The organism is Flavobacterium nitrogenifigens, assembly GCF_003254565.1.
GTDB lineage: Bacteria > Bacteroidota > Bacteroidia > Flavobacteriales > Flavobacteriaceae > Flavobacterium > Flavobacterium nitrogenifigens.
In genome coordinates, this window is record NZ_QJRI01000179.1 from 249925 (window position 1) to 276413 (window position 26489).

At 34.4% G+C, this 26489-nt stretch carries 23 protein-coding genes; 3 read left to right on the plus strand and 20 right to left on the minus strand.

Annotated elements, in window-relative coordinates; all coding sequences use genetic code 11:
• Positions 1-97: 97 nt before the first annotated feature.
• Positions 98-1651 carry an L-piperidine-6-carboxylate dehydrogenase gene (amaB, locus tag DM397_RS18305; RefSeq protein WP_111378909.1) on the plus strand — a complete coding sequence of 518 codons (1554 nt, stop codon included), beginning with the start codon at positions 98-100 and terminating at the stop codon, positions 1649-1651.
• Positions 1652-1714: 63 nt separating this feature from the next.
• Here the strand turns inward: amaB and DM397_RS18310 are convergent, their stop codons facing one another.
• From DM397_RS18310 to aspS, 18 genes are all read right to left on the minus strand, one after another.
• Positions 1715-4573 carry a pectate lyase family protein gene (locus tag DM397_RS18310; RefSeq protein ID WP_111378910.1) on the minus strand — a complete coding sequence of 953 codons (2859 nt, stop codon included), beginning with the start codon at positions 4571-4573 and terminating at the stop codon, positions 1715-1717.
• A 477-nt stretch (positions 4574-5050) separates the two neighbouring features.
• Positions 5051-5821: a Bax inhibitor-1/YccA family protein gene (locus DM397_RS18315; protein WP_111378911.1), complete on the minus strand. Its 771-nt coding sequence runs from the start codon at positions 5819-5821 to the stop codon at positions 5051-5053.
• 159 nt (positions 5822-5980) lie between these two features.
• Complete coding sequence (locus DM397_RS18320) at positions 5981-7372, minus strand: NADH-quinone oxidoreductase subunit N (protein WP_111378912.1); 1392 nt, start codon at positions 7370-7372, stop codon at positions 5981-5983.
• A 64-nt stretch (positions 7373-7436) separates the two neighbouring features.
• Positions 7437-8876, minus strand: a complete 1440-nt coding sequence (locus DM397_RS18325; RefSeq protein WP_111378913.1) for a complex I subunit 4 family protein — start codon at positions 8874-8876, stop codon at positions 7437-7439.
• A gap of 10 nt (positions 8877-8886) precedes the next feature.
• Positions 8887-10770: an NADH-quinone oxidoreductase subunit L gene (nuoL, locus tag DM397_RS18330; RefSeq protein ID WP_111378914.1), complete on the minus strand. Its 1884-nt coding sequence runs from the start codon at positions 10768-10770 to the stop codon at positions 8887-8889.
• 6 nt (positions 10771-10776) lie between these two features.
• The gene (gene nuoK, locus DM397_RS18335; protein WP_008466103.1) at positions 10777-11097 is read right to left on the minus strand and encodes an NADH-quinone oxidoreductase subunit NuoK; all 321 of its coding nucleotides are present in this window, start codon (positions 11095-11097) and stop codon (positions 10777-10779) included.
• Positions 11097-11636 (minus strand): NADH-quinone oxidoreductase subunit J family protein, encoded by a 540-nt coding sequence (locus DM397_RS18340; protein WP_066033069.1) that lies wholly within the window; start codon positions 11634-11636, stop codon positions 11097-11099. Before DM397_RS18340 ends, nuoK begins: the two co-directional genes overlap by 1 nt.
• The gene (locus DM397_RS18345) at positions 11637-12182 is read right to left on the minus strand and encodes a NuoI/complex I 23 kDa subunit family protein (RefSeq protein WP_111368848.1); all 546 of its coding nucleotides are present in this window, start codon (positions 12180-12182) and stop codon (positions 11637-11639) included.
• Positions 12183-12269: 87 nt separating this feature from the next.
• Positions 12270-13322: an NADH-quinone oxidoreductase subunit NuoH gene (gene nuoH / locus DM397_RS18350; protein WP_111368849.1), complete on the minus strand. Its 1053-nt coding sequence runs from the start codon at positions 13320-13322 to the stop codon at positions 12270-12272.
• 3 nt (positions 13323-13325) lie between these two features.
• A complete protein-coding gene (locus tag DM397_RS18355; protein WP_111378915.1) occupies positions 13326-14357 on the minus strand; it encodes a 2Fe-2S iron-sulfur cluster-binding protein in 1032 nt (343 codons plus the stop codon).
• 170 nt (positions 14358-14527) lie between these two features.
• Positions 14528-15898, minus strand: a complete 1371-nt coding sequence (gene nuoF / locus DM397_RS18360) for an NADH-quinone oxidoreductase subunit NuoF (protein ID WP_111378916.1) — start codon at positions 15896-15898, stop codon at positions 14528-14530.
• Position 15899: 1 nt separating this feature from the next.
• Positions 15900-16430, minus strand: a complete 531-nt coding sequence (locus tag DM397_RS18365) for a complex I 24 kDa subunit family protein (RefSeq protein ID WP_057115709.1) — start codon at positions 16428-16430, stop codon at positions 15900-15902.
• A gap of 77 nt (positions 16431-16507) precedes the next feature.
• Positions 16508-17746, minus strand: a complete 1239-nt coding sequence (locus DM397_RS18370; RefSeq protein ID WP_111368854.1) for an NADH-quinone oxidoreductase subunit D — start codon at positions 17744-17746, stop codon at positions 16508-16510.
• A 21-nt stretch (positions 17747-17767) separates the two neighbouring features.
• Positions 17768-18289, minus strand: coding sequence for an NADH-quinone oxidoreductase subunit C (locus DM397_RS18375; protein ID WP_111378917.1), 522 nt, complete (start codon positions 18287-18289; stop codon positions 17768-17770).
• A 1-nt stretch (position 18290) separates the two neighbouring features.
• Positions 18291-18839, minus strand: a complete 549-nt coding sequence (locus tag DM397_RS18380; RefSeq protein ID WP_111378918.1) for an NADH-quinone oxidoreductase subunit B — start codon at positions 18837-18839, stop codon at positions 18291-18293.
• 157 nt (positions 18840-18996) lie between these two features.
• Positions 18997-19362 carry an NADH-quinone oxidoreductase subunit A gene (locus DM397_RS18385; RefSeq protein WP_008466117.1) on the minus strand — a complete coding sequence of 122 codons (366 nt, stop codon included), beginning with the start codon at positions 19360-19362 and terminating at the stop codon, positions 18997-18999.
• Positions 19363-19605: 243 nt separating this feature from the next.
• Positions 19606-19800, minus strand: a complete 195-nt coding sequence (locus tag DM397_RS18390; RefSeq protein WP_007137066.1) for a cold-shock protein — start codon at positions 19798-19800, stop codon at positions 19606-19608.
• Positions 19801-20108: 308 nt separating this feature from the next.
• Positions 20109-21860, minus strand: coding sequence for an aspartate--tRNA ligase (gene aspS, locus DM397_RS18395; RefSeq protein WP_111378919.1), 1752 nt, complete (start codon positions 21858-21860; stop codon positions 20109-20111).
• 157 nt (positions 21861-22017) lie between these two features.
• Here aspS and DM397_RS18400 point away from each other — a divergent pair, with 157 nt between their 5' ends.
• Both DM397_RS18400 and DM397_RS18405 read left to right on the plus strand, forming a co-directional pair.
• Positions 22018-23013, plus strand: a complete 996-nt coding sequence (locus DM397_RS18400; protein ID WP_111378920.1) for a TlpA family protein disulfide reductase — start codon at positions 22018-22020, stop codon at positions 23011-23013.
• A 211-nt stretch (positions 23014-23224) separates the two neighbouring features.
• Entirely contained in the window at positions 23225-23572 is a 348-nt protein-coding gene (locus DM397_RS18405) for a toxin-antitoxin system YwqK family antitoxin (protein WP_008466129.1), read from the plus strand.
• A 58-nt stretch (positions 23573-23630) separates the two neighbouring features.
• On the opposite strand, the gene DM397_RS18410 is transcribed toward DM397_RS18405, so the two are convergent.
• Together DM397_RS18410 and DM397_RS18415 are read right to left on the minus strand one after the other, a co-directional pair.
• Positions 23631-24743: a PepSY-associated TM helix domain-containing protein gene (locus DM397_RS18410; RefSeq protein ID WP_111378921.1), complete on the minus strand. Its 1113-nt coding sequence runs from the start codon at positions 24741-24743 to the stop codon at positions 23631-23633.
• A gap of 195 nt (positions 24744-24938) precedes the next feature.
• The gene (locus DM397_RS18415) at positions 24939-26489 is read right to left on the minus strand and encodes a PepSY-associated TM helix domain-containing protein (protein ID WP_111378922.1); all 1551 of its coding nucleotides are present in this window, start codon (positions 26487-26489) and stop codon (positions 24939-24941) included.

Genomic DNA, 26489 nt, shown 5'->3' on the forward strand with positions numbered 1-26489 from the left:
AAATTTACGTTCATTTATGAATTAACTTCAATGGGAAATTAATTCTAAAACAATATCTTTACATAAAAATATAACAATTTTAACTAAGAAAGTTACAATGACAACAATAACATCGCAATCTGGAATGAAGGAAGCTCTTGATAAATTGGGCATCAAGACAATAAATGAAGGAACATCAACAGGAATTAATAACTTTTCTTCTGGAGAAATTTTAGAAAGTTATTCGCCTGTTGACGGAAAACTAATTGCTTCGGTAAAAATGTCAACGGCAGCAGATTATGAAAAAGCAATTCAGACAGCAGCGGAGGCGTTTAAAACTTTTAGATTGATTCCAGCGCCACAGCGAGGTGAAATTGTACGTCAGTTTGGAGAAAAATTGCGCCAGAATAAAGAAGCGCTTGGGAAACTGGTTTCTTACGAAATGGGAAAATCATTGCAGGAAGGTTTTGGAGAAGTTCAGGAAATGATTGATATCTGTGATTTTGCAGTTGGTTTATCTCGTCAATTGCATGGATTAACCATGCATTCTGAAAGACCAGGGCATAGAATGTACGAACAATACCATCCGTTAGGAATTGTCGGAATTATTTCGGCGTTTAACTTCCCGGTTGCCGTTTGGTCTTGGAACACAGCTTTAGCGTGGATTTCTGGTGATGTCTGTGTTTGGAAACCTTCTGAAAAAACACCTCTTTGCGGTATTGCCTGCCAGAATATCATCGCTCAGGTTATAAAAGAAAACAATCTTCCAGAAGGAATTTCGTGTTTAATAAACGGAGATTATAAAATAGGAGAATTGTTGACCGCAGATACTCGTATTCCGCTTATTTCTGCAACAGGTTCAACTAGAATGGGAAAAATTGTTGCTCAGACTGTGGCAGGAAGATTAGGCAAATCATTATTAGAATTAGGAGGAAACAATGCTATTATTGTAACTCCAGATGCCGATATTAAAATGACCGTTATTGGAGCTGTTTTTGGCGCTGTTGGAACAGCTGGACAACGTTGTACTTCAACTAGAAGACTGATTATTCACGAAAGTATTTATGATAAAGTAAAAGATGCTTTAGTGGCAGCTTACAAACAGTTACGAATCGGAAATCCGCTTGACGAAAACAATCATGTAGGACCGCTAATTGATACTCACGCTGTTGAAATGTACGCCGCGGCTTTAAATAAAGTTGTAGCTGAAGGCGGAAAAATTCTTGTAGAAGGAGGAGTATTATCTGGTGAAGGTTATGAAAGTGGCTGTTATGTAAAACCTGCAATTGCTGAAGCTGAAAATTCGTTTGAAATTGTACAGCATGAAACTTTTGCTCCAGTTTTATATTTAATTAAATATTCTGGTGAAGTAGAAAATGCCATTGAAATTCAAAATGGTGTTGCGCAAGGATTGTCATCTGCAATTATGACGAATAATTTGCGTGAAGCTGAAAGATTTTTATCTGCTACAGGTTCTGATTGCGGAATTGCAAACGTAAATATTGGAACTTCTGGTGCTGAAATCGGAGGTGCTTTTGGTGGTGAAAAAGAAACAGGCGGCGGACGTGAATCAGGTTCTGATGCTTGGAAAATTTACATGAGACGTCAAACCAATACAATCAATTATACAACAAATCTTCCACTTGCGCAGGGAATTAAATTTGATTTGTAATTGATATTATTTGATATAAAAAAGGCTTCCAAATTTGGAAGCCTTTTTAAGTTAAATTAGTTTTTATTTTTTAATTAATGTTTGATTAAGTGACCCATCGACAGTGTAAATTTTTGCTAGATAAGTTCCAGGAATTAAGCCACTTGTGTCAATGTTTTGAGAATTTCCAGAATTGATCACTAGATTTCCAGAAATGTTATAGATAAGTACTTTTTGTACTTTCTGTTCTGGGTCTGATAAGTATAAAGTGCTTGAAACTGGATTCGGATATAAGATTATTTGTGAAGTTTCTGTGCTTTCTTTTGCAGCAGTTTCAGTTGTAACAGCCATTCTTGAAGTGCTTCCGCTGTAAACCGTGCTGATGTAGAATAAGTTGGCAACAGATCCTTTAGTTATAGTATGAGAACCAGCAGCAATTGAAGCTGTTACGATACCTGCAGATGCTGTGTACGAAACGTTATCAACTTTGATTGTACCCGCAAAACTTGAATCGAAAACCAAAGTCAATGTAGATGCACTAGTCGTAGTGTATGTTATTGATGTGCTTGATTCTATTTTTAGACGCTCAGTAAGTGTTAGTCCATTGTAAGTTACAGAACCTGGAGTTGAATTCATATTTCCTGTAATAGAGTAGAATGTACTTGTTTTACCAGATGTAGTAAAATTATGTAATTCAGATCCTCCACCTGAACCTGTAGTAACTGTTATTGTTCCTGATGCAGATACTGGCGTTCCAGCTGTTCCAGAAGTTGTTACAGTATAAGAAACATTTGCAGTTGGAGTTCCAGTGATAGTTATAGTCTTTGCAGTTGTATTTTTTACAAAAGACAATCCAGAAGCAGGTAATCCAGTTACAGATGCATCTGTAGCGTTTCCGCCCCAAGTAAACACAATTGAAGCAATAGCAGTTCCAGAAGAAACAGTTTGGCTATTATTCCCAGATGAAGTTAATGTTTGCGTTCCAGCTGGAGTTACTGTTACAGTTCCAGAACCAGTAGCTGGGGAACCAATAGTTCCAGAAGTTGCAATGGAGTACGAAACTGTTGCCGTTGGCGTACCTGAAATAGTGATAGTTTTTGCTGTTGCATTTTTTACAAAAGATAAGCCAGAAGCAGGTAATCCTGTTACGGTTGCATCAGTTGCATCTCCGCCCCATGTAAATACTATTGATGAAATTGCAGTACCGCTCACAACAGTTTGATTGTTGTTTGAAGCAGAAGTCAAAGTTAAAGTTTGTGATCCAGAAGGAGGATTTCCTTCACCTTGTACTGAAACTAAATTTCCGGTATAATTTGTAAGGGCTGATTTTAATGCTGTAATAACTAAAGAAGAAGTATCATCTGTAGCGTTGTTGAATGTCCATTTCAAATCTCCTCCAGAAATACGTCCTGCATATTGAGTAGTTTTTGTTTTTGCATCCGCTGGAGTATCTATAGTTAGATTTTTCACATACAAATTAGCATCTGTATCGAAGTTGTTGTAAACATTAGCGCCCGATTTAGATTTAACAGCACTGCTTACCACTTCTCCTCTTGTAGAAGCCACATAAGCATCAAAATCTGTTGTAGAGCTTATTTTTCCTGAGATATTGTACAACGGATTAGGGTCATTGTAAGCTACAAAACGCATATTATTTGTTCCGTTAGAAGCGTCAAAAGTATTATTGTATGCTTTAATGCTTCCTCCAGCTTCACCAGAGAAGGTTCCCATTGTTCCAGCATTATTCACTTGATTAGCTTCATCCCAAATGTCTGATCCTTGAAGCGAAGTTAACATTGGGTGTTTGCTGTTTCTATAATAATTTCCTTCAACGAAAAGAGACGACCCTAATGTTGATCCTGCTCCATATTTTGAAACTCCGTCATAATAGTTGTTGTAAATGTGAGCTGAGTAATAGCGTACACGAGGATGGCGTGAATCAGAGTGATCAAACCAGTTGTGGTGATACGTAATGTAAAGCCCAGAAGTTGTTCCTTCGCTTAAACCCAAAAGACTTGCTTTTCCATTATCCCAGAAGTGGTTGTATGATAATGTGATATAAGTTGAAGTTTTATTGTCTAATGCTCCATCGCCTTTTATTTGGTCAGCATCGCTTCCTGCATTTCCGTAGAATAAATCACAGTTGTGCACCCATACGTGGTCATTATCCTGTTGCATTCCTACGTTATCTCCTGCAGTACTATTACAGTTCATAAATCCAAGATTGCTTACTTCTATGTTTGAAGCCGATTTCAATCTAACGCCCCATCCATTTGCAACAGCGTCGTCACCAATACCTTCAATGGTAACATAGCTTGAAGCATTGTTCGCGTTTTCAATAACAACGTCGCCACCATCCATAACTGTCATATCGGTAATGTTTCCGATTAAACGAATAATGAACGGACGTGTATCTTTTCCTTTCTTGATAGCGTAAAGAATATTTTGTAAACCAATGCAAGGATTTACACTTGCACCCGTAATATTCATGGAAATTGTGTTTTTGGTGTTTTGTGTAATGTAAAGGATTACAGCATTGTCTTTTGGGGTTCCGTCTGCTTTGTATCCTCCAGGTACACGACCGCCATCAAAAGCAAATCCGTTTCTGTCGTGAGCGGTTACAGTTAGATTTCCTGTTGTAGCTCCGGTTCCTTCTGTGCCATTTACAACGGGTTTTACCTTTACGATGTATGTTCCAGCTTTAAGGCCAGGAATGTCGGCGCGAAAGTAAGAGCCATAACTTCTAATAAGCTGGTCATCTATTTTTTGGTCTGTAAATCCGTTACCTGTGTAATACACATTGTAGGTTTGGGCACCGCTAACTGGTTGCCATTTTACAAAAGCAGATTCCAACCAGCCAGAAGCTTCATTGATTTGGATAGTTTGGGCCCATAATTGAACTGTCATTAGAAAGACAGCCACGAAAAGTAGGTTTTTCTTCATAAGGTTTGTTTAAGATAGTTAATAAAATAAGTAAGTGGTTTTTTACTTACGATCCCAAGTGGTTTAATTGTAATCGATTACACAAAATTATATATTAATTTTTAATACTATAATTTTTTTAATAAAAAATAGAGGATACATAAAAAATTTTGCTTTTAAAATATTAAAAATGTAATTAATTGCACGAATTGTAATTTATTGCATATTCTATATTGAGTAAGGAAAGCCGTATTTTTCTCGCTTTTAACAATTCTAAAAGTTTAAACAAAATGAAGATTGAGATTTTATATTTTTTTTTATTACAATAAATTACATTTTAAATTTTGTAGGAAATAGATTCTTTTATCATTTTGAATAACAGATTATTCTTAGAAGATTTAATTAGAATTTTGAATATAAACTCAAAAATTAATCTATAGGAACAAAAAAGCCCTTTTGATTTTACTCAAAAGGGCTTCGATTTTATATTTAAGAAATTTAATCTTTACTAGAAAGTTTTGACAAAAGTCTTAGGAATTCAATATACAACCAAACTAATGTAATCATTAATCCCATTGCTCCATACCATTCCATAAATTTTGGCATTTTTTCTCTTGCTCCTTTTTCAATTAAATCAAAATCTAAGAAAAGGTTAAGAGCAGCTATGATGATAACAAAAACACTGATACCAATACTCATCATAGAATTTCCGTAATGAACAGGCGTCCAGTTTGTAAACATTGATACAACCCAAGAAATTAAATAATAGGTAGCAATTGCCAAGGTTGCAGCAACGACAACAGATTTGAATTGTTCTGTAACTTTAACAATTCTAAATTTGTATAAACCAAGGCAAACTAAGAAAGTAACCAAAGTTGCTCCAACTGCATTAATTACGATTCCAGGAAATTTTAATTCAAATATTGCAGAAATACCTCCTATAAATAATCCTTCAAATAAAGCATATCCTGGCGCTAGGTAAGGAGATAACTGTGGTTTGAAAGAAGAAACTAATACTAAAATGAAACCAACAATTGCTCCTCCAATTGTAGGCAGCATAGGATTCATTCCGTTAAAAGTCATCCACCATGTTACCATAGCAGCACCGCATAAGATTAGAAATAAGATTGCTGTTTTGTTAATTGTTCCAGATACCGTCATTTCTTGATTGTAATCAATAATCTGAGCTTGGTGTACTTCTGTTCTTGGTTCAGCATTAGATGAAAAACGCTTACTGTTTAAAAATGGATTTTTTGAATTAAAGTTCATATTTTAATACATTTAATTGAATTCAAATATATGGAGATTTTTTGAAGTGCAATTGTTGGAAAGAATTTTTTAACATGAATTTCTCTTCTTAATTTTAGAATATAAAAAAATCCATCAAAACTTATTTGATGGATTTTGTATTTTAAGAGAAAGACTCTATTATTTCAATAAATCTAAAACTAATGAAGGGAATAAACCTAAAGCAATGTTTAAAACTATTGATACTACAGCTGTAGCATAAATAAGAAATGGTCTTCCTGTTCTTTCTTGATTAGGTTCTTTAGAATACATTGCAATAATCAGTTTGAAATAATATCCAACACTAATGATTGAATTGATTACAGCAACAATTACTAAACCAATATATCCTGCCTGAATTGTTTGGTTGAATAAGAATAACTTAGCAAAGAACCCAGAGAAAATAGGAATTCCGGCCATTGACAATAATGAAGCTGTAAGAACAGCAGCCAATAGCGGGTTTGTTTTTCCTAAACCGTGGAAGTTTGTAATATCTTCGTTATCCTGATCTCTGCAAACATATAAAATTACACTGAAAGCTGCGATTCCAGCTAATGCGTAAGCAGCAGTATAATATAATAAAACTCCAGCTGAAGCAGAAACCGTTAATAATGTCATTAACATGAAACCTGCATGAGAAATTCCAGAGAAAGCAAGCATACGTTTTACGTTTACTTGTCTTAACGCCATAATATTACCAACAGACATTGAAGCGATAGAGATAATTACTACAATAACTTCAAACGTATGTAAAAGGTCTTGGTTTTCTAAAGAAGCAATTACATTCATTCCAGAAATCAACTTAAATAGAGTCGCAATAGCCACTACTTTTGCTAAAGTACTCATCAAAGCTGTTGTTAAAGCTGGAGAACCTTCGTACACGTCTGGAGCCCAGAAGTGGAAAGGTACAGCTGCAACTTTAAATAACATTCCGATAATCATTAAAATCAAACCAATAGGAAACCAGATTGGTAATTCTGCAGATAAAGCGCTTTCGTGGATTTCAGTTATATCAAAAGTTCCCATTGCTCCGTAAATCAAACAGATTCCGAATAAAATAATTCCAGATGCAAAAGATCCCATTAAGAAGTATTTCATACCCGCTTCGTTACTCTTTATATTCAAACGGTCACTTGCCGCTAAAACATATAAAGCAATAGACAAGATTTCAATTCCTAAGAAGAACATGGCTAAGTTTCCAAAAGAAACCATAGCTACAGCTCCAGCTAGCAAGAATACTTTAATTGCAACGTAATCTGAGATTTTTGTTGGGTGATTTTGGTAAAAATTGTGGCTTAATGCTACAAGGAAAATGGTCAAAACAATAAACAATGATGAAAAAGCTGTAGAGAATTTACTTACTGCTATCATGTTGTTGTAATAACTTTGTTCTGTTCCAAATTCACAATAATTAAGTGCCAACACCCCTAATAAACCTAAAATGGTAATAGGAATAATGGCCTTTCTTAAATTAAGAATTTCAAACAATAGGCAGAAAATACCCAATCCTGTTATAGCTATTAATGTATTCATTTTTATCTTTTTGATTTAGGATTTCATTTTAATTGTAATCCTAATTTATTTTTTGTTTAAAATATTAGTTCTTATTGATAACTTGTAAAATGTTTTCCAAGCTTGGTGTAATCAAATCTGTAATTGGTTTTGGATAGAAACCAAAGAATAATAAAACAGCAATGATTACCGCAAACGAAATTCCTTCGTTAAGCGTAACATCAGCAAAAGCTTTAGAATTAGTTTCGCCTAACATAACATGTTGGAACATTCTTAACATATAGTAAGCTCCCAAAATAATTGTCGTTCCGCCAAGAATAGCAAACCAAATATTTACTTGAGATAAACTGTATAATACTGTAAATTCTCCAACAAAGTTAAATGTACTTGGTAACGCAACAGAAGCTAATACTAAGATTAAAAACATCGATGTAAATTTTGGAGACTGAGCACGGATACCGCCCATTTCTTCAATTTCTCTAGTTTCATATCTTCTGAAAATTACTTCAGCAGCAAAGAATAATCCCACTACAACAAAACCGTGAGCGATCATTTGCATAACAGCACCTCTAAAACCATCTAGAGTTAAAGTATATGATCCAGCAGCGATTAATCCAACGTGAGCAAGAGAAGAATAAGCTAATAATTTCTTTAGATCTTTTTGTCTTAAAGCAACAATTGATCCGTAGATAACACCTGCAATTCCTAAAGCGATAAAGATATACATGTATTCTTTAGCTGCGATTGGCGCAAGTGGCAATTGCCAACGAAGTACACTATATAATCCCATTTTTAGCATGATACCAGATAAAAGCATTGTTCCAACTGTTGGTGCTTTTTGGTACACATTTGCTTGCCAAGTATGAAAAGGAATGATTGGAATTTTGATAGCATAAGCTAAGAAGAAAGCCAAGAAAATCCAGAATTGCTCGCAAGCCGATAAGTTTACTTTATATAAATCTTCAATTAAGAAAGAACCTGCTTTTTGGTATAAATAAATGAAAGCTGTTAGCATGAATAAGGAACCAGCAAGTGTGTAAATAAAGAATTTAATCACTGCTTTTCTTCGTTCTTCAGCATCACCATTACCCCAAATTAAAGCAATAAAGTAGATTGGAATAAGTGCTAACTCCCAGAAAATGTAGTATAAAAGACCATCAGAAGCTAAGAAAGTTCCTGTCATAGCAAACGACATAAACAAGATCAAAGCATAAAAGTTTTTTGAATTTTTGTATTCATTTCCGAAAGAAGAAAATATAATAATCGGAGTCAAAGCTGCAGTAAGTAAAACCATTGCAAGTCCAAGTCCGTCAGCATTTAAAGCGAAAGAAATTTTTGGCTGTGTAATCCAGCTGTTGATTACGCTGATATTTTCGCCAGCATTATAATTATTCAATAATACAATTGAACATCCTAAAGCAGCTAAACTAAAAAGTAAAGCAACTTTTGAAGCTAGTTTGTCACCAGAAAAGTAAGTGGCAAATGCACCAATTAAAAGTATAATTAATATAGTAGAAACGTTCATAGTAATAATATTATTGAGCTAAAAATATATAGGAAACAATTGCGCAAAGTCCTAAAACAAAAACAAATAGATATAATCCTATACTTCCGGTTTGTAATTTTTTTCCTTGGAAAGCAATTTCGTTTGCTATTTTACCTAATCCAAAAACAAGTGCAGATAATCCTGTCTCGATATAGTCTCTAAAGAATTTAGATAAACTATTAACTGGCGCTACAAATACTGCATCGTAAACTTCGTCTACATAATATTTGTTGTATAACACTTTGCTTAAACCAGTAATGTTTTCATCAGATTCTGGAACATTATCTTGTTTAAAGTATTTTATGTAAGCAATTAAAATTCCTAGTAATCCGCCTAGAACTGCAACACCCATTAAAGTGTATTCTGTTGGGCCTAAATGATGTTCGCCTTCTGTTGCTTTTGCAAAAAGAGGAGCAAGGTACTCATTTAACCAGCTGTTTCCAGGTAAACTAATTAATCCACCAAAAGTTGCCAAAATAGCTAAGATGATAAGCGGAATAGTAATTAATGAACCACTTTCGTGTAAGTGATGTTTTTGTTCTTCAGTTCCTCTAAATTCTTTGAAGAAAGTCAGGAACATTAAACGGAACATATAGAAAGCTGTCATGATTGAAGCAACCGATCCAACAACGTATAATGGAATACTGTGGTGGAAAGCTGTCAATAAAATTTCGTCTTTAGAAAAGAATCCTGAGAAGAATGGAACTCCAGAAATGGCTAATGAAGAAATTAACATTGTCCAGAATGTGATTGGCATTGCTTTACGCAAACCTCCCATATTACGCATATCTTGTTCTCCGTGTAATCCGTGAATTACAGATCCAGAACCTAAGAATAAACATGCTTTAAAGAAAGCGTGCGTGATTACGTGGAAAACCGCTACTTCATAAGCTCCAAATCCTAATGCTAAGAACATTAAACCTAATTGAGAAACTGTTGAGTAAGCCAATACTTTTTTGATATCAGTTTGAACTAATCCAATGGTAGCAGCAACTAATGAAGTGATTGCTCCAATAATTGCAATTACAGATTGAACATCTGTTGCAAGGTCAAAAACAAAGTTTAATCTTGTTACCATAAAGATACCAGCAGTAACCATCGTAGCCGCGTGGATCAACGCAGAAACTGGAGTTGGTCCAGCCATCGCATCAGGTAACCAAGTGTACAATGGAATCTGAGCAGATTTACCACAAGCTCCAATAAACAAGCATAAAGCAGCTAAAGAAAGTAAAGGTAAATTTAAGTTAGTAGCACCAGCAATTGCAGTTTTTAAAGTTGCATAATCTAATGTTGAAAACATTGATCCAATGATGAACATTCCGATTAATAAACCTAAATCTCCAATTCTGTTCATGATGAAAGCTTTTTTCGCAGCATCATTGTAATCTTGGTTTTTATGCCAAAATCCAATTAATAGGTAAGAACAAAGTCCAACACCTTCCCATCCGATGAAAAGAACTAATAAGTTGCTTCCAATTACAAGAGTAATCATAAAGAAAACGAACAAATTCAGGTAAGCGAAGAATTTGTGCATGTTTTCGTCATCATGCATGTAACTGATAGAGTATAAGTGAATCAAAGATCCGATTCCAGTTACGAAAAGTAACCAAAGAACAGATAATTGATCTAATAAAAATCCAAGATTGATTTTTAAGTTGCTAATTTGAATCCAATCAAATAAAGTAACTTCAATTCCTTTTCCAGTTGAAGTTATTTGATTAAAAAGTAAAAGAGAAACTACAAAAGAAATTGCTACGGCAATAGTTCCGATTGCACCAGAAACTGTTTTTCCTAAGCTTTTTCCAAAAAAGACATTTACTAGAAAACCTAGTAAAGGAGTTAAAACTAAAATTAAAGCTAAATTGGTATCCATTTCTGATTATCCTTTTAAATTTTTTAAATTATCGATACTGATTGATCCGATATTTCTAAAGATAGAAACTAAAATGGCCAATCCTACCGCAACTTCGGCTGCAGCAACCGCCATCGAGAAGAACACAAAAACTTGTCCTTGCGCATCTTGATGATAAGTTGAAAAAGCAACAAATAAAAGGTTTACCGCATTCAACATAATTTCGATAGACATGAAAACGATAATAGCATTTCGTCTGTACAATACACCAAAAATACCAATACAGAAAAGTACAACACTCAAAAAGATGTAGTTTTCAATACCTATTTGATTTAATATATTACCCATTATTTATTTAATTTTTCTTTTTTAGACAATAGAACTGTTCCAATCATAGCAACCAAAAGTAAGATCGAAGCAAACTCGAACGGAACCATATATTCGTCCAATAAGATTTTACCTAAAACTTTAATTGATTGGAAATCTTCTCCAGTAGAATCGTATTCACCAACAATTGGTTTTGAGTTAATAAAGATTGCAATTAAAACAATCAATATTAAACAGAAAGATACAATAGCCCCTAAACGTGTAATTCTAGGACGGTGAACTTCTCGCTGTTCGTTCAGGTTCATTAACATGATGGTAAACAGGAACAGAATCATAATAGCTCCGGAGTAGACTATTATATGTACAACAGCTAAGAACTGAGAATTTAATAGTAAATAATGACCAGCAATAGAAAAGAAACAAATTACCAAGTAGATGGCACTATGAATCGGGTTTCTGCTGAAAATAGTCAAGAAAGCAGTAATAACGGTAATAAACGCTAAAAAGCAAAAGATAACTTGAATAGTTGTTGCGTGTGCAAAATCAGGAATATGTATCATTTAGTTAGCGTTTTTAAGTTGAGCATTTTTCATAGCCATTTCTAAAGGCATCACTAATTTATCTTTCCCGAAAATGAAATCTTCTCTATTGTAATTAGCAGGAACCAATACTTTAGATTCTGTTAAGTAAATAGCGTCTTTTGGACAAGCTTCTTCACATAAACCGCAGAAAATACAACGAAGCATATTGATTTCGTAGATTTCAGCGTATTTCTCTTCTCTATATAGATGTTTTTCATCAGGCTTACGTTCTGCCGCTTTCATTGTGATTGCTTCTGCAGGACATGATAAAGCACATAATCCGCAAGCAGTACAGTTTTCACGACCTTGTTCATCACGTTTCAACATGTGCTGACCACGGTAAACTGGACTCATTTCACGAACCTGTTCTGGGTAATGAATGGTAACTTTTTTTCTGAAAAGGTGTTTTACAGTAATAACTAGACCTTTTACAATCGCCACAAGATACAATCGTTCAACAAAAGACATGTCCTTATTTGACACCACCTTTTTTCTACCCGATAATGATATAGTTTCTATTGACATTTTTACTATTATAGTTTATGATTTGCAATTTGATATTAATCAAATTCAAAATCTATTTTGTTTTTTATTTGAAGCTTATTACGGTTCTTAGAATCCTAAAGCTGCTGCAATATCGTGTCTTAAAATAACAACACCTGTAATCATGATATTAATAATCGAAAGCGGGATTAAAATTCTCCATCCTAAGTTCATTAATTGGTCATATCTAAATCTTGGAATTGTCCAACGTACCCACATATAGAAGAAAATGAAGAAACATATTTTTATAAATAATGCTCCAATTCCTAATAGGTTAGCTGTATTTACACCAACATTTTCTACCATCCATTGCATTCCTGGGTAGTTATATCCGCCAAAGAATAAAACAGAAATAATAGTAGAAGAGATGAACATACTTGCATATTCAGCAAATAAATAGAATCCCATTTTCATTGACGAGTATTCTGTATGGTAACCTCCAATTAATTCGTTTTCACATTCTGCTAAATCGAAAGGAGTTCTGTTTGTTTCTGCAAATGAACAGATTAAGAAAATCAAGAATGATAATGGCTGATAAAATACATTCCAGTTCATACCTTGCTGCTGTAATGAGATTTCTTTTAAACTCATTGTTCCAGTCATCATCAATAAAGCAATTATTGATAATCCCATTGCAACTTCGTAAGAAACCATTTGAGAAGCAGCACGGATAGCTCCCATCAAAGAGAATTTATTGTTAGAAGCCCATCCACCAATCATGATGCCGTAAACTCCAACAGAAAGAACTCCAAAAATGTATAAAATAGCAATGTTGACATCTGTAGCCTGAAGAATAATGTCTCGTCCAAAAAGGTGTAAACGATCTCCCCACGGAATTACAGCACTTGTCATTAAAGCTGTACTCATTGCAATTGCCGGACCTACAACGAATAAAAATTTGTTTGGTGTATTTGGGAAAAATTCTTCTTTAGAGAATAATTTCATACCATCTGCAAGTGGCTGTAATAAACCTCCCCATCCAGCGCGGTTTGGTCCCACACGATCTTGTAAGAAAGCAGCAACTTTACGCTCTGCCCAAGTAGAATACATTGCCATGATCATTGTTACCGCAAAAACGACAACAATTACAACACTCTTTTCTATAATAAATGCACTTTCCATTTCTTAAACTTTTTTATCATTATCAGTTAATGGAATCGCTGCCATACTAATTTTTTTACGGTCAATATCTCGACCTAAAAGGATATTTTTCTCAGTATCGATTTCAACTTTCTCTAATTTCTGAGTGTAGTTGTTTTGGTTGATAACAGAATCTTTTTCAAATTCTCTTGGACCTTCAATAACCCAGTCATTAACATTTTTATGATCAAAACGACAGCTGTTGCAGATGAATTCTTCTACTTCATGGTACTCGTCTTTACGACCAGTTACACGCTGAATTTCTCCACCAAACATCCAAACTGTAGTTTTACCGCAACAGCCAGGAGTTGTACATTCTCTGTGCGCGTTATAAGGTTTATTAAACCAAACTCTTGATTTAAAACGGAAAGTTTTATCTGTTAAAGCTCCAACAGGACAAACGTCAATCATGTTTCCAGAGAACTCATTGTCGATTGCTTTAGAAATTCCAGTTGAAATATTAGCGTGATCACCACGGTCTAATACTCCGTGAACTCTGTTGTCTGTCAATTGATCTGCAACTTGTACACATCTTTGGCATAAGATACAACGGTTCATGTGAAGTTGAATATTTGGACCAATATCTTCTGGTTCAAATGTTCTCTTTTCTTCGATGTAACGTGATTTCGGATTCCCGTGCTCAAAACTTAAATTCTGTAAATCACATTCACCAGCCTGATCACAAATAGGGCAATCTAATGGGTGATTGATTAATAAAAATTCTGTTACAGATTTACGGGCTTCAGTTACTCTTGCAGACGATTTACTGTTCACTTCCATACCATCCATACATCCTGTTACGCAAGATGCCATTAATTTTGGCATTGGTCGTGGGTCAGCTTCACTACCTTTAGAAACTTCAACTAAACAACAACGACATTTACCGCCGCTGCCTTTTAATTTTGAGTAATAGCACATGGCAGGCGGAACTAAATCTCCACCAATCATACGTGCAGCCTGCAGGATCGTTGTTCCTGGTTCTACGTCTATACTTTGACCGTCTATGGTTACTTTCATCTCTTATTTTGTTTTTTTAGTTTCAGGTTTAAAGTTTCACGTTGCTGAACATGAAACTATAATAACTTGAAACTTGAAACTATTTTAAACTTTTTTGTTGAAAGTCGGAATATTCAAAAGAGTTGCTGTCCTTTTTAATATTTTTAACTTTATAACTTTCTGCTATATATTTATACGATTGCTTTACCGCCAACTAAATGCTTTACTTGCGAAAAAGGTTCAGCAACAAAGTGATCTCTATTTTTAATTTTTTCTGGAAAACGAACGTGATATTCGAACTCATCTCTAAAGTGACGAATCGCTGCAGCTACTGGCCAAGAAGCAGCGTCACCAAGTGGACAAATTGTGTTTCCTTCAATTTTACTCTGAATGCTCCACAATAATTCGATATCTTCTTCACGGCCTTGACCGTTTTCAATTCTCCATAAGATTTTTTCTAACCATCCTGTTCCTTCACGGCAAGGTGTACATTGTCCGCAAGATTCGTGGTGGTAGAAACGAGCAAAGTTCCAAGTGTTTCTTACCACACAAGCAGTATCGTTGTAAACAATGAATCCTCCAGAACCTAACATAGATCCAGTAGCAAAACCACCGTCACTTAAAGATTCGTAAGTCATTAAACGATCTTCGCCGTTTGCTGTTTTGAAAATCAATTCAGCTGGTAAAATTGGCACAGAAGAACCTCCTGGCACAAATGCTTTTAATGGACGGCTTGAAGACATTCCTCCTAAATATTCATCAGAATTCATGAATTCGTCAACACTCAAACCTAATTCAATTTCGTAAACACCAGGATTTTTAATGTGCCCAGAAGCAGAAATTAATTTAGTTCCAGTAGAACGTCCAATTCCAATTTTAGCATAATCATCTCCAGAATTGTTTACAATCCATGGCACAGTCGCAATTGTTTCAACATTGTTAACCACAGTTGGATTTGCCCAAAGACCAGAAACCGCTGGGAAAGGTGGTTTAATACGAGGATTTCCTCTTTTACCTTCCAATGATTCAATTAATGCTGTTTCTTCTCCACAGATATATGCTCCAGCTCCACAGTGAACGTGAAGTTCTAGATCATAACCTGATCCTAATATATTTTTTCCTAACCATCCGGCAGCTTTTGCTTCGGCGATTGCTCTTTCTAAGATTTTGAAAACCCACATGTATTCTCCACGAATGTAGATATACGATAGGTTAGCGCCCAAAGCGTAGCTTGAAGTAATCATTCCTTCGATCAATAAGTGAGGAATATATTCCATCAAAAATCTATCTTTGAATGTTCCAGGCTCAGATTCGTCGGCGTTACACACTAAGTGTCTTGGTCTTCCTGATTTTTTGTCAATAAAGCTCCATTTCATTCCCGCAGGGAAACCTGCACCACCACGACCACGTAATCCTGATTTTTTTACTTCTTCAGTAACTTCGTCTGGAGTAAGTGTTTTTAAAGCTTTTTCTACAGAAGCATAACCACCATTTTGGCGATACACTTCGTAGGTTTTAATTCCAGGAATATTGATTTTATCTAATAATATTTTTTGTGACATCTTATTTATCGTGTAATATTATTTTATCATCTCTACAATCAGCAATAATCTGATCGATTTTTTCTTCTGTCAGTTTTTCTTTGTAGAAATCTCCCAATTGCATCATTGGAGCGTATCCGCAAGCACCTAAACATTCTACACCGGCAATAGTGAACATTCCGTCTGGAGTTGTTTCGCCCATTTTAATGCCTAGTTTTTCAGAAGTATAATCCATCAAATCTTCGGCACCTCTTAAACAACAGCAAGAAGTCTGGCAGAACTCAAACATATACTTACCAATTGGCTTTTGGTTGAACATTGTATAGAACGTTACCACCTCATAAACCTCAATTGGTTTTATCTGAAGAATCTCAGCAACTTTATCTTGCAATTCAATACTAAGCCAGTTGTTATGTGCATCCTGAACTTCGTGCAAAACAGGCAATAAAGCCGATTTTTGTTTGCCCTCAGGATAATGACTGATCAATTCATTGATGCGGTTCATCAATGCCTCGGTCATATTTATTTCTTGTTTGTAATGTTTTCTTTCCATTTTATTCTTGTTTTGCCACAAAGGCGCAAAGGCACAAATTTTTTAATCTAAATTTTATCTTCTAAAATCTAAATTTCTTAGGCGTCTAATTCTCCTGCAATTACGTTCAAACTTGAAAGAATGATAATTGCATCAGAAAGCATGGCACCTTTAATCATTTCTGGGAATGCTTGGTAATAAATAAAGCATGGTCTTCTGAAATGTAATCTATATGGAGTTCTACTTCCGTCTGTTACTAAATAAAAACCAAGTTCTCCATTTCCTCCTTCTACAGGGTGATAGATTTCTGCAACTGGTACAGGAACTTCTCCCATTACGATCTTAAAGTGATAAATTAAAGATTCCATAGAAGTGTAAACATCTTCTTTTGGAGGAAGGTAGTAATCTGGAACTTCAGCGTGATATTCGTTTCCTGGAGGCATTTTCTCTAATGCCTGACGAATAATGCTTAAACTTTCCCAAACTTCAGCATTACGAACACAGAAACGATCGTAAGTATCTCCTGATTTTCCAACAGGAACAATAAAATCGAAATCTTCGTAAGATGAATAAGGTTGTGCTACACGTACGTCATAATCAACTCCAGCAGCACGTAAGTTTGGACCTGTAAATCCGTAAGCCATTGCTTTTTCAGCAGTAATTCCACCTACGTTTACAGTTCTGTCAAGGAAAATTCTATTTCTCTCGAATAAGTTTTGGAATTCTTGCCATACTGGTGGGAATTCTTCTAGGAATTTGTCTAGTTTTTTGAAAACTTCTGGAGACCAGTCTCTTTCAAAGCCGCCAATTCTTCCCATATTTGTTGTCAAACGAGCTCCACAAATTTCTTCGTAGATTTCGTAGATTTTTTCTCTAAATTGAAACACGTATAAGAAACCAGTATACGCACCTGTATCAACACCTAAGATTCCATTACAGATAATGTGATCCGTGATACGAGCCAGCTCCATCACGATAACTCTTAAATACTGAGCTCTTTTAGGAACTTCAATACCTAATAGTTTTTCTACTGTCATCCACCATCCCATATTATTAATAGGAGATGAACAATAGTTCATACGGTCTGTAAGAGGTGTAATTTGGTAAAAAGGACGATTTTCGGCAATTTTTTCAAATGCTCTGTGGATGTAACCAATAGTTGGCTCAGCCTCAAGAATTTTTTCACCATCCATCAATAAGATATTTTGAAAAATACCGTGTGTTGCAGGGTGAGTTGGACCTAAATTCAGAACAGAAAGTTCGCTTCCGTCGTCGTTTAGTCTCTCCTTAATTATTTTAGCATAACGATGCTCTGGTGGTAATAATAGTTCTGACATTTTATAATGTTGAATTATTTTTTAGCAATTTGATGTTGTTCTTCCGAAGAATCTATCATCCTTATCTGTTCTTCCGCTGTCTTCCAATGGGAATTCTTTTCTCATTGGGTGAGACTGCATTTCATCCATATTTAAAATACGTTTCAATTGAGGATGTCCTATAAAGTCAATCCCATAGAAATCGAAAGTCTCTCTTTCCATCCAGTTAGAAGACAAGAAAATATTTGAAACCGATTTAATTTCTGGTTTTTCGCCGTTTAAGAAAACTTTGATTTTCAATCTTTTGTTTTCGTACCAGTTGTGTAAATGGTAAACAACTGCAAACTGACGTTCTGTTTCATTATCCGGATAGTGAATTCCGCATAAGTCAGTTAAAAAATGAAATTTTAATTCTGGATCATTTTTAAGGAATAGAATCAGAGGCGTAATTTTATCAGCCGAAGCTTCTAAAGAAAAAATATCTCTTTCTTGCTGAAAGTTAAAAACATCATTATTAAATGTTTCTACAAGTTTGTCTTGAATTTGGGTATTTTCTAAGGCCATCTTATGAGATATTATATGAAGCTAATAATTCTTGGTATTCTGGAGAGCTTCTTCTTCTTACAGATTCACTTTTCACTAAGTCTTGAAGTCTCATAACTCCATCAACAATTTGTTCTGGTCTTGGTGGGCATCCTGGTACATAAACGTCAACAGGAATTACTTTGTCAATTCCTTGAAGAACAGAATAAGTATCAAAAACTCCTCCTGAAGAAGCGCATGCTCCAACAGCAATTACCCAACGAGGTTCTGACATTTGTTCGTATACTTGTCTTAAAATAGGTGCCATTTTTTTAGAAATAGTTCCCATTACTAATAACATATCGGCTTGTCTTGGCGAGAAACTCACACGCTCAGAACCAAATCGAGCTAAGTCATAGTGAGATGCCATTGTTGCCATGAATTCGATACCACAGCATGAAGTCGCGAAAGGAAGCGGCCATAATGAGTTGGCTCTTGCTAAACCAACAACATCACTAAGTTTTGTAGCGAAGAAACCTTCACCAGTAACTCCTTCTGGCGGCGCAACCATATTTACTTTTGAATCGCTCATTTTTATTTTAGATTTCTGATTTTAGATTTTAGATTTTTGAAATCATAAAAAATAAAGTCAATTTTTTAAATCAGTTTTTGTTGAGGATTAAATTTTAAATTTTAATTCTAAATCGTTTAGATCTAAAATCAGAAATCTAAAATCTAAAATCTCTAAATTATTCCCACTCTAATGCTTTCTTTTTGATGATATAAAAGAAACCAACCAAAAGCAAAGACATGAAAACTAACATTTTTAACATTCCTTCAATTCCTAAGTCTTTGAAGTTTACTGCCCATGGATAAAGGAAAATAACCTCTACGTCGAACAATACAAACAAAATGGCAACTAAGAAGTATTTTACAGAAAAAGGAATACGGGCATTACCAACAGATTCGATACCGCATTCGAAGTTTTGATCTTTAACTTCAGAGGATCTTTTTGGTCCTAATTTTCCAGAAATGATGATTGTTCCTACCACAAAACCAACAGCTAGAATAAACTGCATTAAAATAGGAATGTAACTGTATTGATCAGATTGCATAAACTTAGATTTTATACTTAAAAAATGAGCCACAAAGATAACTTGGAAGTCTGTAAAACACAAGTTAAAAAAGGATTTAAGTAGGGTGCAAAACCGTGTTTATGTCTAATTTTTATTCATTATAAATAACATTGCGTTATTTTAATATTTTTTTAAGAAATGGGTAAAAAAAAACGTCCCGAAGTATTCGGGACGTCTTCTGAGACCATTCAGAGGCAAAAAAAAATAATTGCTATATTTTTCTTAGATTACTGCTACTTTAGCAGCAACTTTCCCTTTTCTTCCTTCTTCTTCTTCATAGCTTACACGGTCACCTTCGCGTAATTCTTCCGCGTTAATTCCTGAAGCGTGAACGAAGATGTCCTTTCCTGTTTCTTCGTCTGTAATGAATCCATAACCTTTAGACTCATTGAAAAATTTTACTGTACCTGTACGCATTTGTAATGTAATAATAATTTATAATAAACAAATGTAATATATAAAATCATACAAAAGACATATACGTGTTAATTTTTTGTAAAAATTATTGATTTACAGTGTTTTTACGCGGTTTATTGCATCAATTTGTTTATAAAATACCATAATTTGCGAATCATTAATTGTAAGAATATAAAAGCATTACGTTTGTAAGAATATGATAATTCAAAAAAATTAGTAGCTAAGATTTTTCTTAAAATTTCATTAATATAAAAAAGCCGCTGAAATTTCAACGGCTTTTTGTTTTTTTATGAATAATTTACTTCAAATTAAGCAATATCTACTTTAATTCGAAGCTCTTTCAATTGTGCATCATCAATTGCGGCAGGAGCATCAATCATGACATCGCGTCCTGAATTATTTTTAGGGAATGCGATAAAATCTCTGATGGTTTCCTGTCCTCCTAAGATAGCAACAAGTCTATCTAAACCAAACGCTAACCCTCCATGGGGTGGTGCTCCAAATTGGAAAGCATCCATTAAGAATCCGAATTGCGCTTTTGCTTCTTCTTCGGTAAATCCTAAATATTTGAACATTAATTGTTGTGTCGCTTTATCGTGAATACGGATAGATCCACCGCCAATTTCATTTCCGTTTAAAACCATATCGTATGCATTTGCACGAACTTTTCCTGGCTCAGTTTCCAGTAAAGCCATATCTTCTGGTTTTGGAGAAGTAAATGGGTGGTGCATTGCATGATAACGTCCGCTTTCTTCGTCAAGTTCCAATAATGGGAAATCAACAACCCAAAGTGGTGCAAATTCTTCCGGATTACGCAATCCTAAACGAGTAGCCAATTCCATACGTAAAGCAGAAAGTTGTGCTCTTGTTTTATTTGCTGGTCCTGAAAGAACAAAAATCATATCTCCAGGATTTGCCTCTGTTGCTTTTGCCCAATTTGCCAAATCATCATTGTCGTAGAATTTATCTACAGATGATTTGTATGTTCCATCTTCGTTGCATTTTACATAAACCATTCCCGACGCTCCAACTTGAGGACGTTTTACCCAGTCAATTAATCCGTCAATTTCTTTACGGGTATAATTTCCTGCTCCAGGAACAGCAATTCCCACAACTAATTCAGCTGAATTGAATACAGGGAATTCTTTATGTTGTGCAAATTCGTTTAATTCTCCAAACTTCATTCCGAAACGAATGTCCGGTTTGTCGTTTCCGTATGTTTTCATGGCATAGTCGTAAGTAATTTTTGGGAATTTATCTACTTCAATACCTTTAATTTCTTTTAATAAATGTCTTGTCAAACCTTCAAAAATATTCAAGATATCTTCTTGTTCAACAAATGCCATTTCACAGTCAATTTGAGTAAACTCTGGCTGACGGTCTGCGCGTAAATCTTCATCACGGAAACATTTCACGATTTGGAAATATTTATCCATTCCGCCTACCATCAATAATTGTTTGAAAGTTTGTGGAGATTGTGGCAATGCATAAAACTGACCTTCGTTCATACGGCTTGGTACAACGAAATCTCTTGCTCCTTCTGGAGTTGATTTAATTAAATAAGGTGTTTCAATTTCGCAGAAATCTAAATCAGAAAGATATTTGCGAACTTCCATCGCTACTTTATGACGGAATAACAAACTGTTTTTTACAGGATTTCTTCTGATATCTAAATAACGATATTTCATTCTGATGTCTTCTCCACCGTCAGTTTCATCTTCAATTGTAAATGGAGGAGTTAATGCAGTATTTAAAATCGTCAATTCAGAAACTAAAATTTCGATTTCACCTGTTGGAATATTTTTGTTTTTGGCTTCACGCTCAATAACAGTTCCTTTTACCTGAATTACAAATTCACGACCAAGAGTTTTAGCTAATTCAAAAACAGTTTTATCGGTACGACTTTCGTCGAAAATAAGTTGTGTAATTCCATAACGGTCGCGTAAATCGACCCAATTCATAAATCCTTTATCACGTGATTTTTGAACCCAGCCCGCAAGTGTAACTTCGGTATTAATATTTGAAGCGTTTAATTCGCCACAATTATGACTTCTATACATAATCAAAATTTTAGACTGCAAAAGTAAATACAAAATTCAAGATAATATAGTAAAGTGATAAGTTGATTCAGAATAATTTCAAATAAATTGTTAATTGTGAAAATCCGAAGCTTTAATTTCTTTAGTTTTGATTCTCTAAAAACTAATCATAATACCTATGAAAAAACTTTTTGTTGCAGGTTTAGTGCTTTTTAATGCTTTAAATATCATTGGTCAAAGCAAAAATTCGGTAAAATTTACAGCTAAAATCGCCAATAGAAATAGCGATACTTTGGTTATTAAAGGAAGAGATAATTTCAGACAAGTAATTCCAATTGATAAAAAAGAGATTTTTTCTGCAACTTTTGATGCTCCTCAGGGATTTTATGTTTTTTCTGACGGAACAGAATCTTCTAATTTATATCTAAAACCAAATTCTGAAATCAATTTGACTATGAATGCCAAAGAATTTGATGAAACGATTGTTTATAAAGGTAAAGGAGTAAACGAAAGTAACTTTTTAGCTCAACAAGCTTTAAAAGATGAAAATTTTCAGAAAGATGCTTTTGCAAAAGAATCGGCTGAATTTACCGCTTTACTTGATAGTAAATTAAAAGCAGATACAGAAAGTCTTGAAAAAGGTGATTTTGCTCCTGAATTTAAAACGGCTCTAAAACGCAGTTTCGAAAGTTTTCACCAATATGCGGGTGAAGAATATGAAAGAGTTGCAAAGGCAAATAAAATGGTTGGAAAAGCTTCTCCAGGTTTTGACTATGAAAATTTTAAAGGAGGAAAAACAAAACTTTCTGATTTAAAAGGAAAATATGTTTACATTGATCTTTGGGCAACATGGTGCGCGCCTTGTAGAGCTGAGATCCCGTATTTGCAGAAGATTGAAGAAAAATATCATGGAAAAAATATTGAATTTGTAAGTATTTCTATTGATAAGGCAAAAGATAATGAAAAATGGAAAAAGTTTGTAACTGATAAAAAGTTAGGAGGCGTTCAACTATTTGCTGATAAAGACTGGGAATCTGAGTTTGTTGTGAACTACGGTGTCACCGGAATTCCTCGATTTATTTTAATTGATCCGCAAGGCAATATTTTAAAATCTGATGCATCAAGACCATCTGATCCTGAATTGGATAAACAGCTTAGTGCGTTATTGAACTAATTTATTTACGAAATTTACAACGTTATCGTAAAATTTAAATATTTCTAAAATACCAGTAAAACCAGTGCTTGAGCGCTGGTTTTTTCTTTTTCGGGAAATTTCCAATGTTAAGTTTTTATTCTATGTTACCAAATTGTTAAGTAAAAGTTTTTTTAATGTAAACTATTGACTATATTTGATAAAGATTTCTTAACATTAAATACCTAAAGATATGAAAAAGAGTGTAATTTTAGCTGCAATATTGTTCTCTGGAATTGTAGTTGCACAAGAAGGAAAGCCTGAATTGGAAGCTGCTGGAAACAAGGTAAAAGCAACGTATTACTATGACAATGGTAAAGTGCAGCAAGAAGGCTTTTTTAAAGACGGTAAATTAGACGGTGTTTGGGTATCTTATGACGAAAAAGGAAATAAAAAAACCGTTGGAGAATACACAGACGGAGTTAAAACAGGAAAATGGATTTACTTTAATGAAAACAGTTTAAGCGAAGTTGCTTATGTAGACAACAAAGTGAGCTCAGTTAAAAGTTTACAGAAAAATGCTTTAGCAAACAGAAATTAATCATAATTTCAAAAATCACTTATAAAAAGACCGCCTCGTTAAAAATGGGACGGTTTTTTTATGCTTTTACTTTTTTAGATTTTCTGTTTCTTCCAAACCAAATTATAAATCCGCTGACAGGAAGTGCAGCAGCGATTAAACTCACGATAAAGGCTATTATTTTTCCAGGAAGATCTAAAACTTGTCCGGTATGTATTCCGTAATTCATTTCGACAACTTGCAATCCTAAGCTTTTTTTATCAAAAGTTTGGCTTTGGATTAATTTTCCGCTTGACGGATGAAAATAATAATTGCTCTGCTGATCATAGCGTAATGTATGTGGATAAGCGCCTGTGCTCACAATATCGCCTTTTTTCTGCGGAATCATTATAAAAAACATTTCTGCTTTTGGCTGCAATTGCTGAGTTTGAATAAATGCTTTGTCAATTGCTGTAACCAAATTTACTTTGAATGTGGTGGTATCAATTACGGGAGTTTTTGTTTCAACTGCTTTGTCTCCTCCAAAGTTAAAGGATTTATAAATTCCGTCACCAACCCATTCATAGGTAAAAGTAAGTCCGGTTATAGCTAAAATTAAGGCTATTATTGAGATGTAAAATCCAGTAGTATTATGCCAGTCGTAATTAACGCGTCTCCATTTTGCTGACCATTTTATGGTGAAACTTCTTTTAATGTCACTTTTTCGTTTGGGCCACCATTGAATAATTCCAGAAATCAATAATAAAATAAAAATGATCGTCGCTCCGCCAATAATATGCTTTCCGATATAATCGGGTAGAAGCAGATATAGGTGAATGTATTCTACAATAATGAAAAAGTCAGTCTCTGGATTTTCAGATTTCAGATATTCTCCAGTATACGGATTAAAATATAAGTAGAGATTTCCAGCGTCTGAATAAGTGTAAACAATCGCCGATCTATCTTTTCCATAATAAGCGATCATACTGGCTTTGTTTTCAGGAACAGCTTCTTTTGCTTTTTCCTGCAGATGAGATGGTAATAGAAAAGGTTTGTTTTGAGGTTCGACCAAACGCCATTCTTTTCTGGTAATGTCTTTTATTTCATCATGAAAACAGAAAATGCAACCCGTAATACAGACTATAAAAACGATAAGCCCGGAAATTAGTCCGAGCCATTTGTGTATAAAACGTATTTTGGTTTTGAATCCCATTTTTTGATTAAAAGCGTAAAAGTATGCTCAAAATCTATATAGGGCAAATATTTCCAAAGTATTTTGTTTATAAGGTAACGTGTTGGTCAAAGAAAAATCTCGTAAAGTCGCGAAGTCGCAAAGTTTTATTTTGAATACTTCTTTGCGACTTGGCGTCTTTGCGAGATTAAATGTTCTTTGTAAAAAAAAACTTAATTAAGCAACCGCTTTTTTAGGTTTTAAATGATAGGCAACGTATAATGAAATTGATGCCAAGAAAATCCAGAAAACATCTATAAAGAAAATTTGAAATTTGTTTTCCATAAATGAAGTCCAAAACCAATCTCCAGAGACAATTCCGTTGGTAACTGGAATCAGGAATCCTAAAATACTTCCTGAAATCAGGCAGAATTTATTGGTGAAAGCATCATTCTTTTTAATGATAAAGAAGATGGTAAGTGTTAGCCAGCCTCCAAAATACAGTGCGTACAGATTGGACTGACTTAACGGATAGAAAATTTTACTTCCTATAAAAGCTAGAGCCGTAATAGGATACATGCTTAAGCAAATTGCCAAATAAATACGAACAACAGCAGCGTTGAAACGTCTCTTCTTTTCTGGCATATTGTTTTTTTGTCGGGCAACAAGCCAAATCATAACTCCAGAAATAATGACAAAACAAGTTATAATTCCTAAAATGAAGCTTACAATTTTTAAAGCATATCCGCCATAATCGCCAAAATGTATTCTGTATAAAACATTTTTTACGACATCTAAATAACTCGTTTGTGCAATTGGGTCTTTTTTGGCAATTTCTTTTCCGTCAGCAACTCTGTAAACTACTTTTCCAATTCCGGTAAATTTTTTATGACTTAAAAGTTCACCCTCAACTAGAACGTGCATATTAGTATCACCGTAATTTTGGATAAAAACACGTGTAATTTCAAAATCGGCCCAGTTCTTTTTGGTTTTTGCAACCAGTTCATTTATGTTAAAAGGATTTGCCAGTTTTTTATTTTCAAACTTATAATCAGGATCAGTATATTCCAGTTCCTTGTATAATTTATCTTGATCTCCCTTATACAAAGCCATTACAGCTGGAGCTACAATTAAAAGCTTAATCATAAAAAATGCTCCAGTAACCGCATATACAAATTGAAATGGTAAACCAATCATTCCTAAGGCGGTGTGAGCATCTGTCCAAAGTGTTTTTAATTTTTCTTTCGGACGGAACATATAAAAGTTGGAAACAATTTTATTCCAATGCAGGAGAACTCCCGTTATGATGGCGAATAAAAAGAACAAAGCTGTAAATCCTGCTAAATAATATCCTGCTGGATATGGAATTTGAGCCAGAAAGTGAAGACGATATAAGAGTTCGCCTAACGAATAAGATTCTTCATAAGTGTAGCTCTTGTAATTTTTATTGTCCAAATAAAAAAACTCTCCAGCTTGCTGTTTTTTTGGAGCCAAGGTGTCTTTGGTTCCTTCCATGTAAACGGCGACTCTATTTTCTACAGCCGGTTTAGAAATGGTAAGATTTCTTCCGTGCAAAACATGTTTTTTGTCAAGATGCTGCAGTGCATTATTGTAGTCTAATTGAATTTCTCTTGTGATTGCTGTAGATTCACTTCTTTCCCAATTGATGATTTCATCTCTAAAAAAAGAAAAAGATCCAGCAAAGAAAATTACAAAAAGAACTACACTGATAACGATTCCGCTGACAGTATGCGTGTGAAAATAGATATTGTAATGACGGTTATTCAT

Bases quoted from the DNA above. Each gene is read 5' to 3' on its own strand.
- DM397_RS18365 (WP_057115709.1), bottom strand. From the start codon at position 16,430: ATGGAAAGAAAACATTACAAACAAGAAATAAATATGACCGAGGCATTG.
- DM397_RS18385 (WP_008466117.1), bottom strand. From the start codon at position 19,362: ATGCAATCTGATCAATACAGTTACATTCCTATTTTAATGCAGTTTATT.
- nuoK (WP_008466103.1), bottom strand. From the start codon at position 11,097: ATGGGTAATATATTAAATCAAATAGGTATTGAAAACTACATCTTTTTG.
- DM397_RS18415 (WP_111378922.1), bottom strand. From the start codon at position 26,489: ATGAATAACCGTCATTACAATATCTATTTTCACACGCATACTGTCAGC.
- nuoH (WP_111368849.1), bottom strand. From the start codon at position 13,322: ATGGAAAGTGCATTTATTATAGAAAAGAGTGTTGTAATTGTTGTCGTT.
- DM397_RS18375 (WP_111378917.1), bottom strand. From the start codon at position 18,289: ATGGCCTTAGAAAATACCCAAATTCAAGACAAACTTGTAGAAACATTT.
- DM397_RS18410 (WP_111378921.1), bottom strand. From the start codon at position 24,743: ATGGGATTCAAAACCAAAATACGTTTTATACACAAATGGCTCGGACTA.
- DM397_RS18345 (WP_111368848.1), bottom strand. From the start codon at position 12,182: ATGTCAATAGAAACTATATCATTATCGGGTAGAAAAAAGGTGGTGTCA.
- DM397_RS18320 (WP_111378912.1), bottom strand. From the start codon at position 7,372: ATGAATACATTAATAGCTATAACAGGATTGGGTATTTTCTGCCTATTG.
- DM397_RS18355 (WP_111378915.1), bottom strand. From the start codon at position 14,357: ATGAAAGTAACCATAGACGGTCAAAGTATAGACGTAGAACCAGGAACA.
- amaB (WP_111378909.1), top strand. From the start codon at position 98: ATGACAACAATAACATCGCAATCTGGAATGAAGGAAGCTCTTGATAAA.
- DM397_RS18400 (WP_111378920.1), top strand. From the start codon at position 22,018: ATGAAAAAACTTTTTGTTGCAGGTTTAGTGCTTTTTAATGCTTTAAAT.
- DM397_RS18310 (WP_111378910.1), bottom strand. From the start codon at position 4,573: ATGAAGAAAAACCTACTTTTCGTGGCTGTCTTTCTAATGACAGTTCAA.
- DM397_RS18405 (WP_008466129.1), top strand. From the start codon at position 23,225: ATGAAAAAGAGTGTAATTTTAGCTGCAATATTGTTCTCTGGAATTGTA.
- aspS (WP_111378919.1), bottom strand. From the start codon at position 21,860: ATGTATAGAAGTCATAATTGTGGCGAATTAAACGCTTCAAATATTAAT.
- DM397_RS18380 (WP_111378918.1), bottom strand. From the start codon at position 18,839: ATGAGCGATTCAAAAGTAAATATGGTTGCGCCGCCAGAAGGAGTTACT.
- DM397_RS18390 (WP_007137066.1), bottom strand. From the start codon at position 19,800: ATGCGTACAGGTACAGTAAAATTTTTCAATGAGTCTAAAGGTTATGGA.
- DM397_RS18340 (WP_066033069.1), bottom strand. From the start codon at position 11,636: ATGATACATATTCCTGATTTTGCACACGCAACAACTATTCAAGTTATC.
- nuoF (WP_111378916.1), bottom strand. From the start codon at position 15,898: ATGTCACAAAAAATATTATTAGATAAAATCAATATTCCTGGAATTAAA.
- DM397_RS18325 (WP_111378913.1), bottom strand. From the start codon at position 8,876: ATGAACGTTTCTACTATATTAATTATACTTTTAATTGGTGCATTTGCC.
- nuoL (WP_111378914.1), bottom strand. From the start codon at position 10,770: ATGGATACCAATTTAGCTTTAATTTTAGTTTTAACTCCTTTACTAGGT.
- DM397_RS18370 (WP_111368854.1), bottom strand. From the start codon at position 17,746: ATGTCAGAACTATTATTACCACCAGAGCATCGTTATGCTAAAATAATT.
- DM397_RS18315 (WP_111378911.1), bottom strand. From the start codon at position 5,821: ATGAACTTTAATTCAAAAAATCCATTTTTAAACAGTAAGCGTTTTTCA.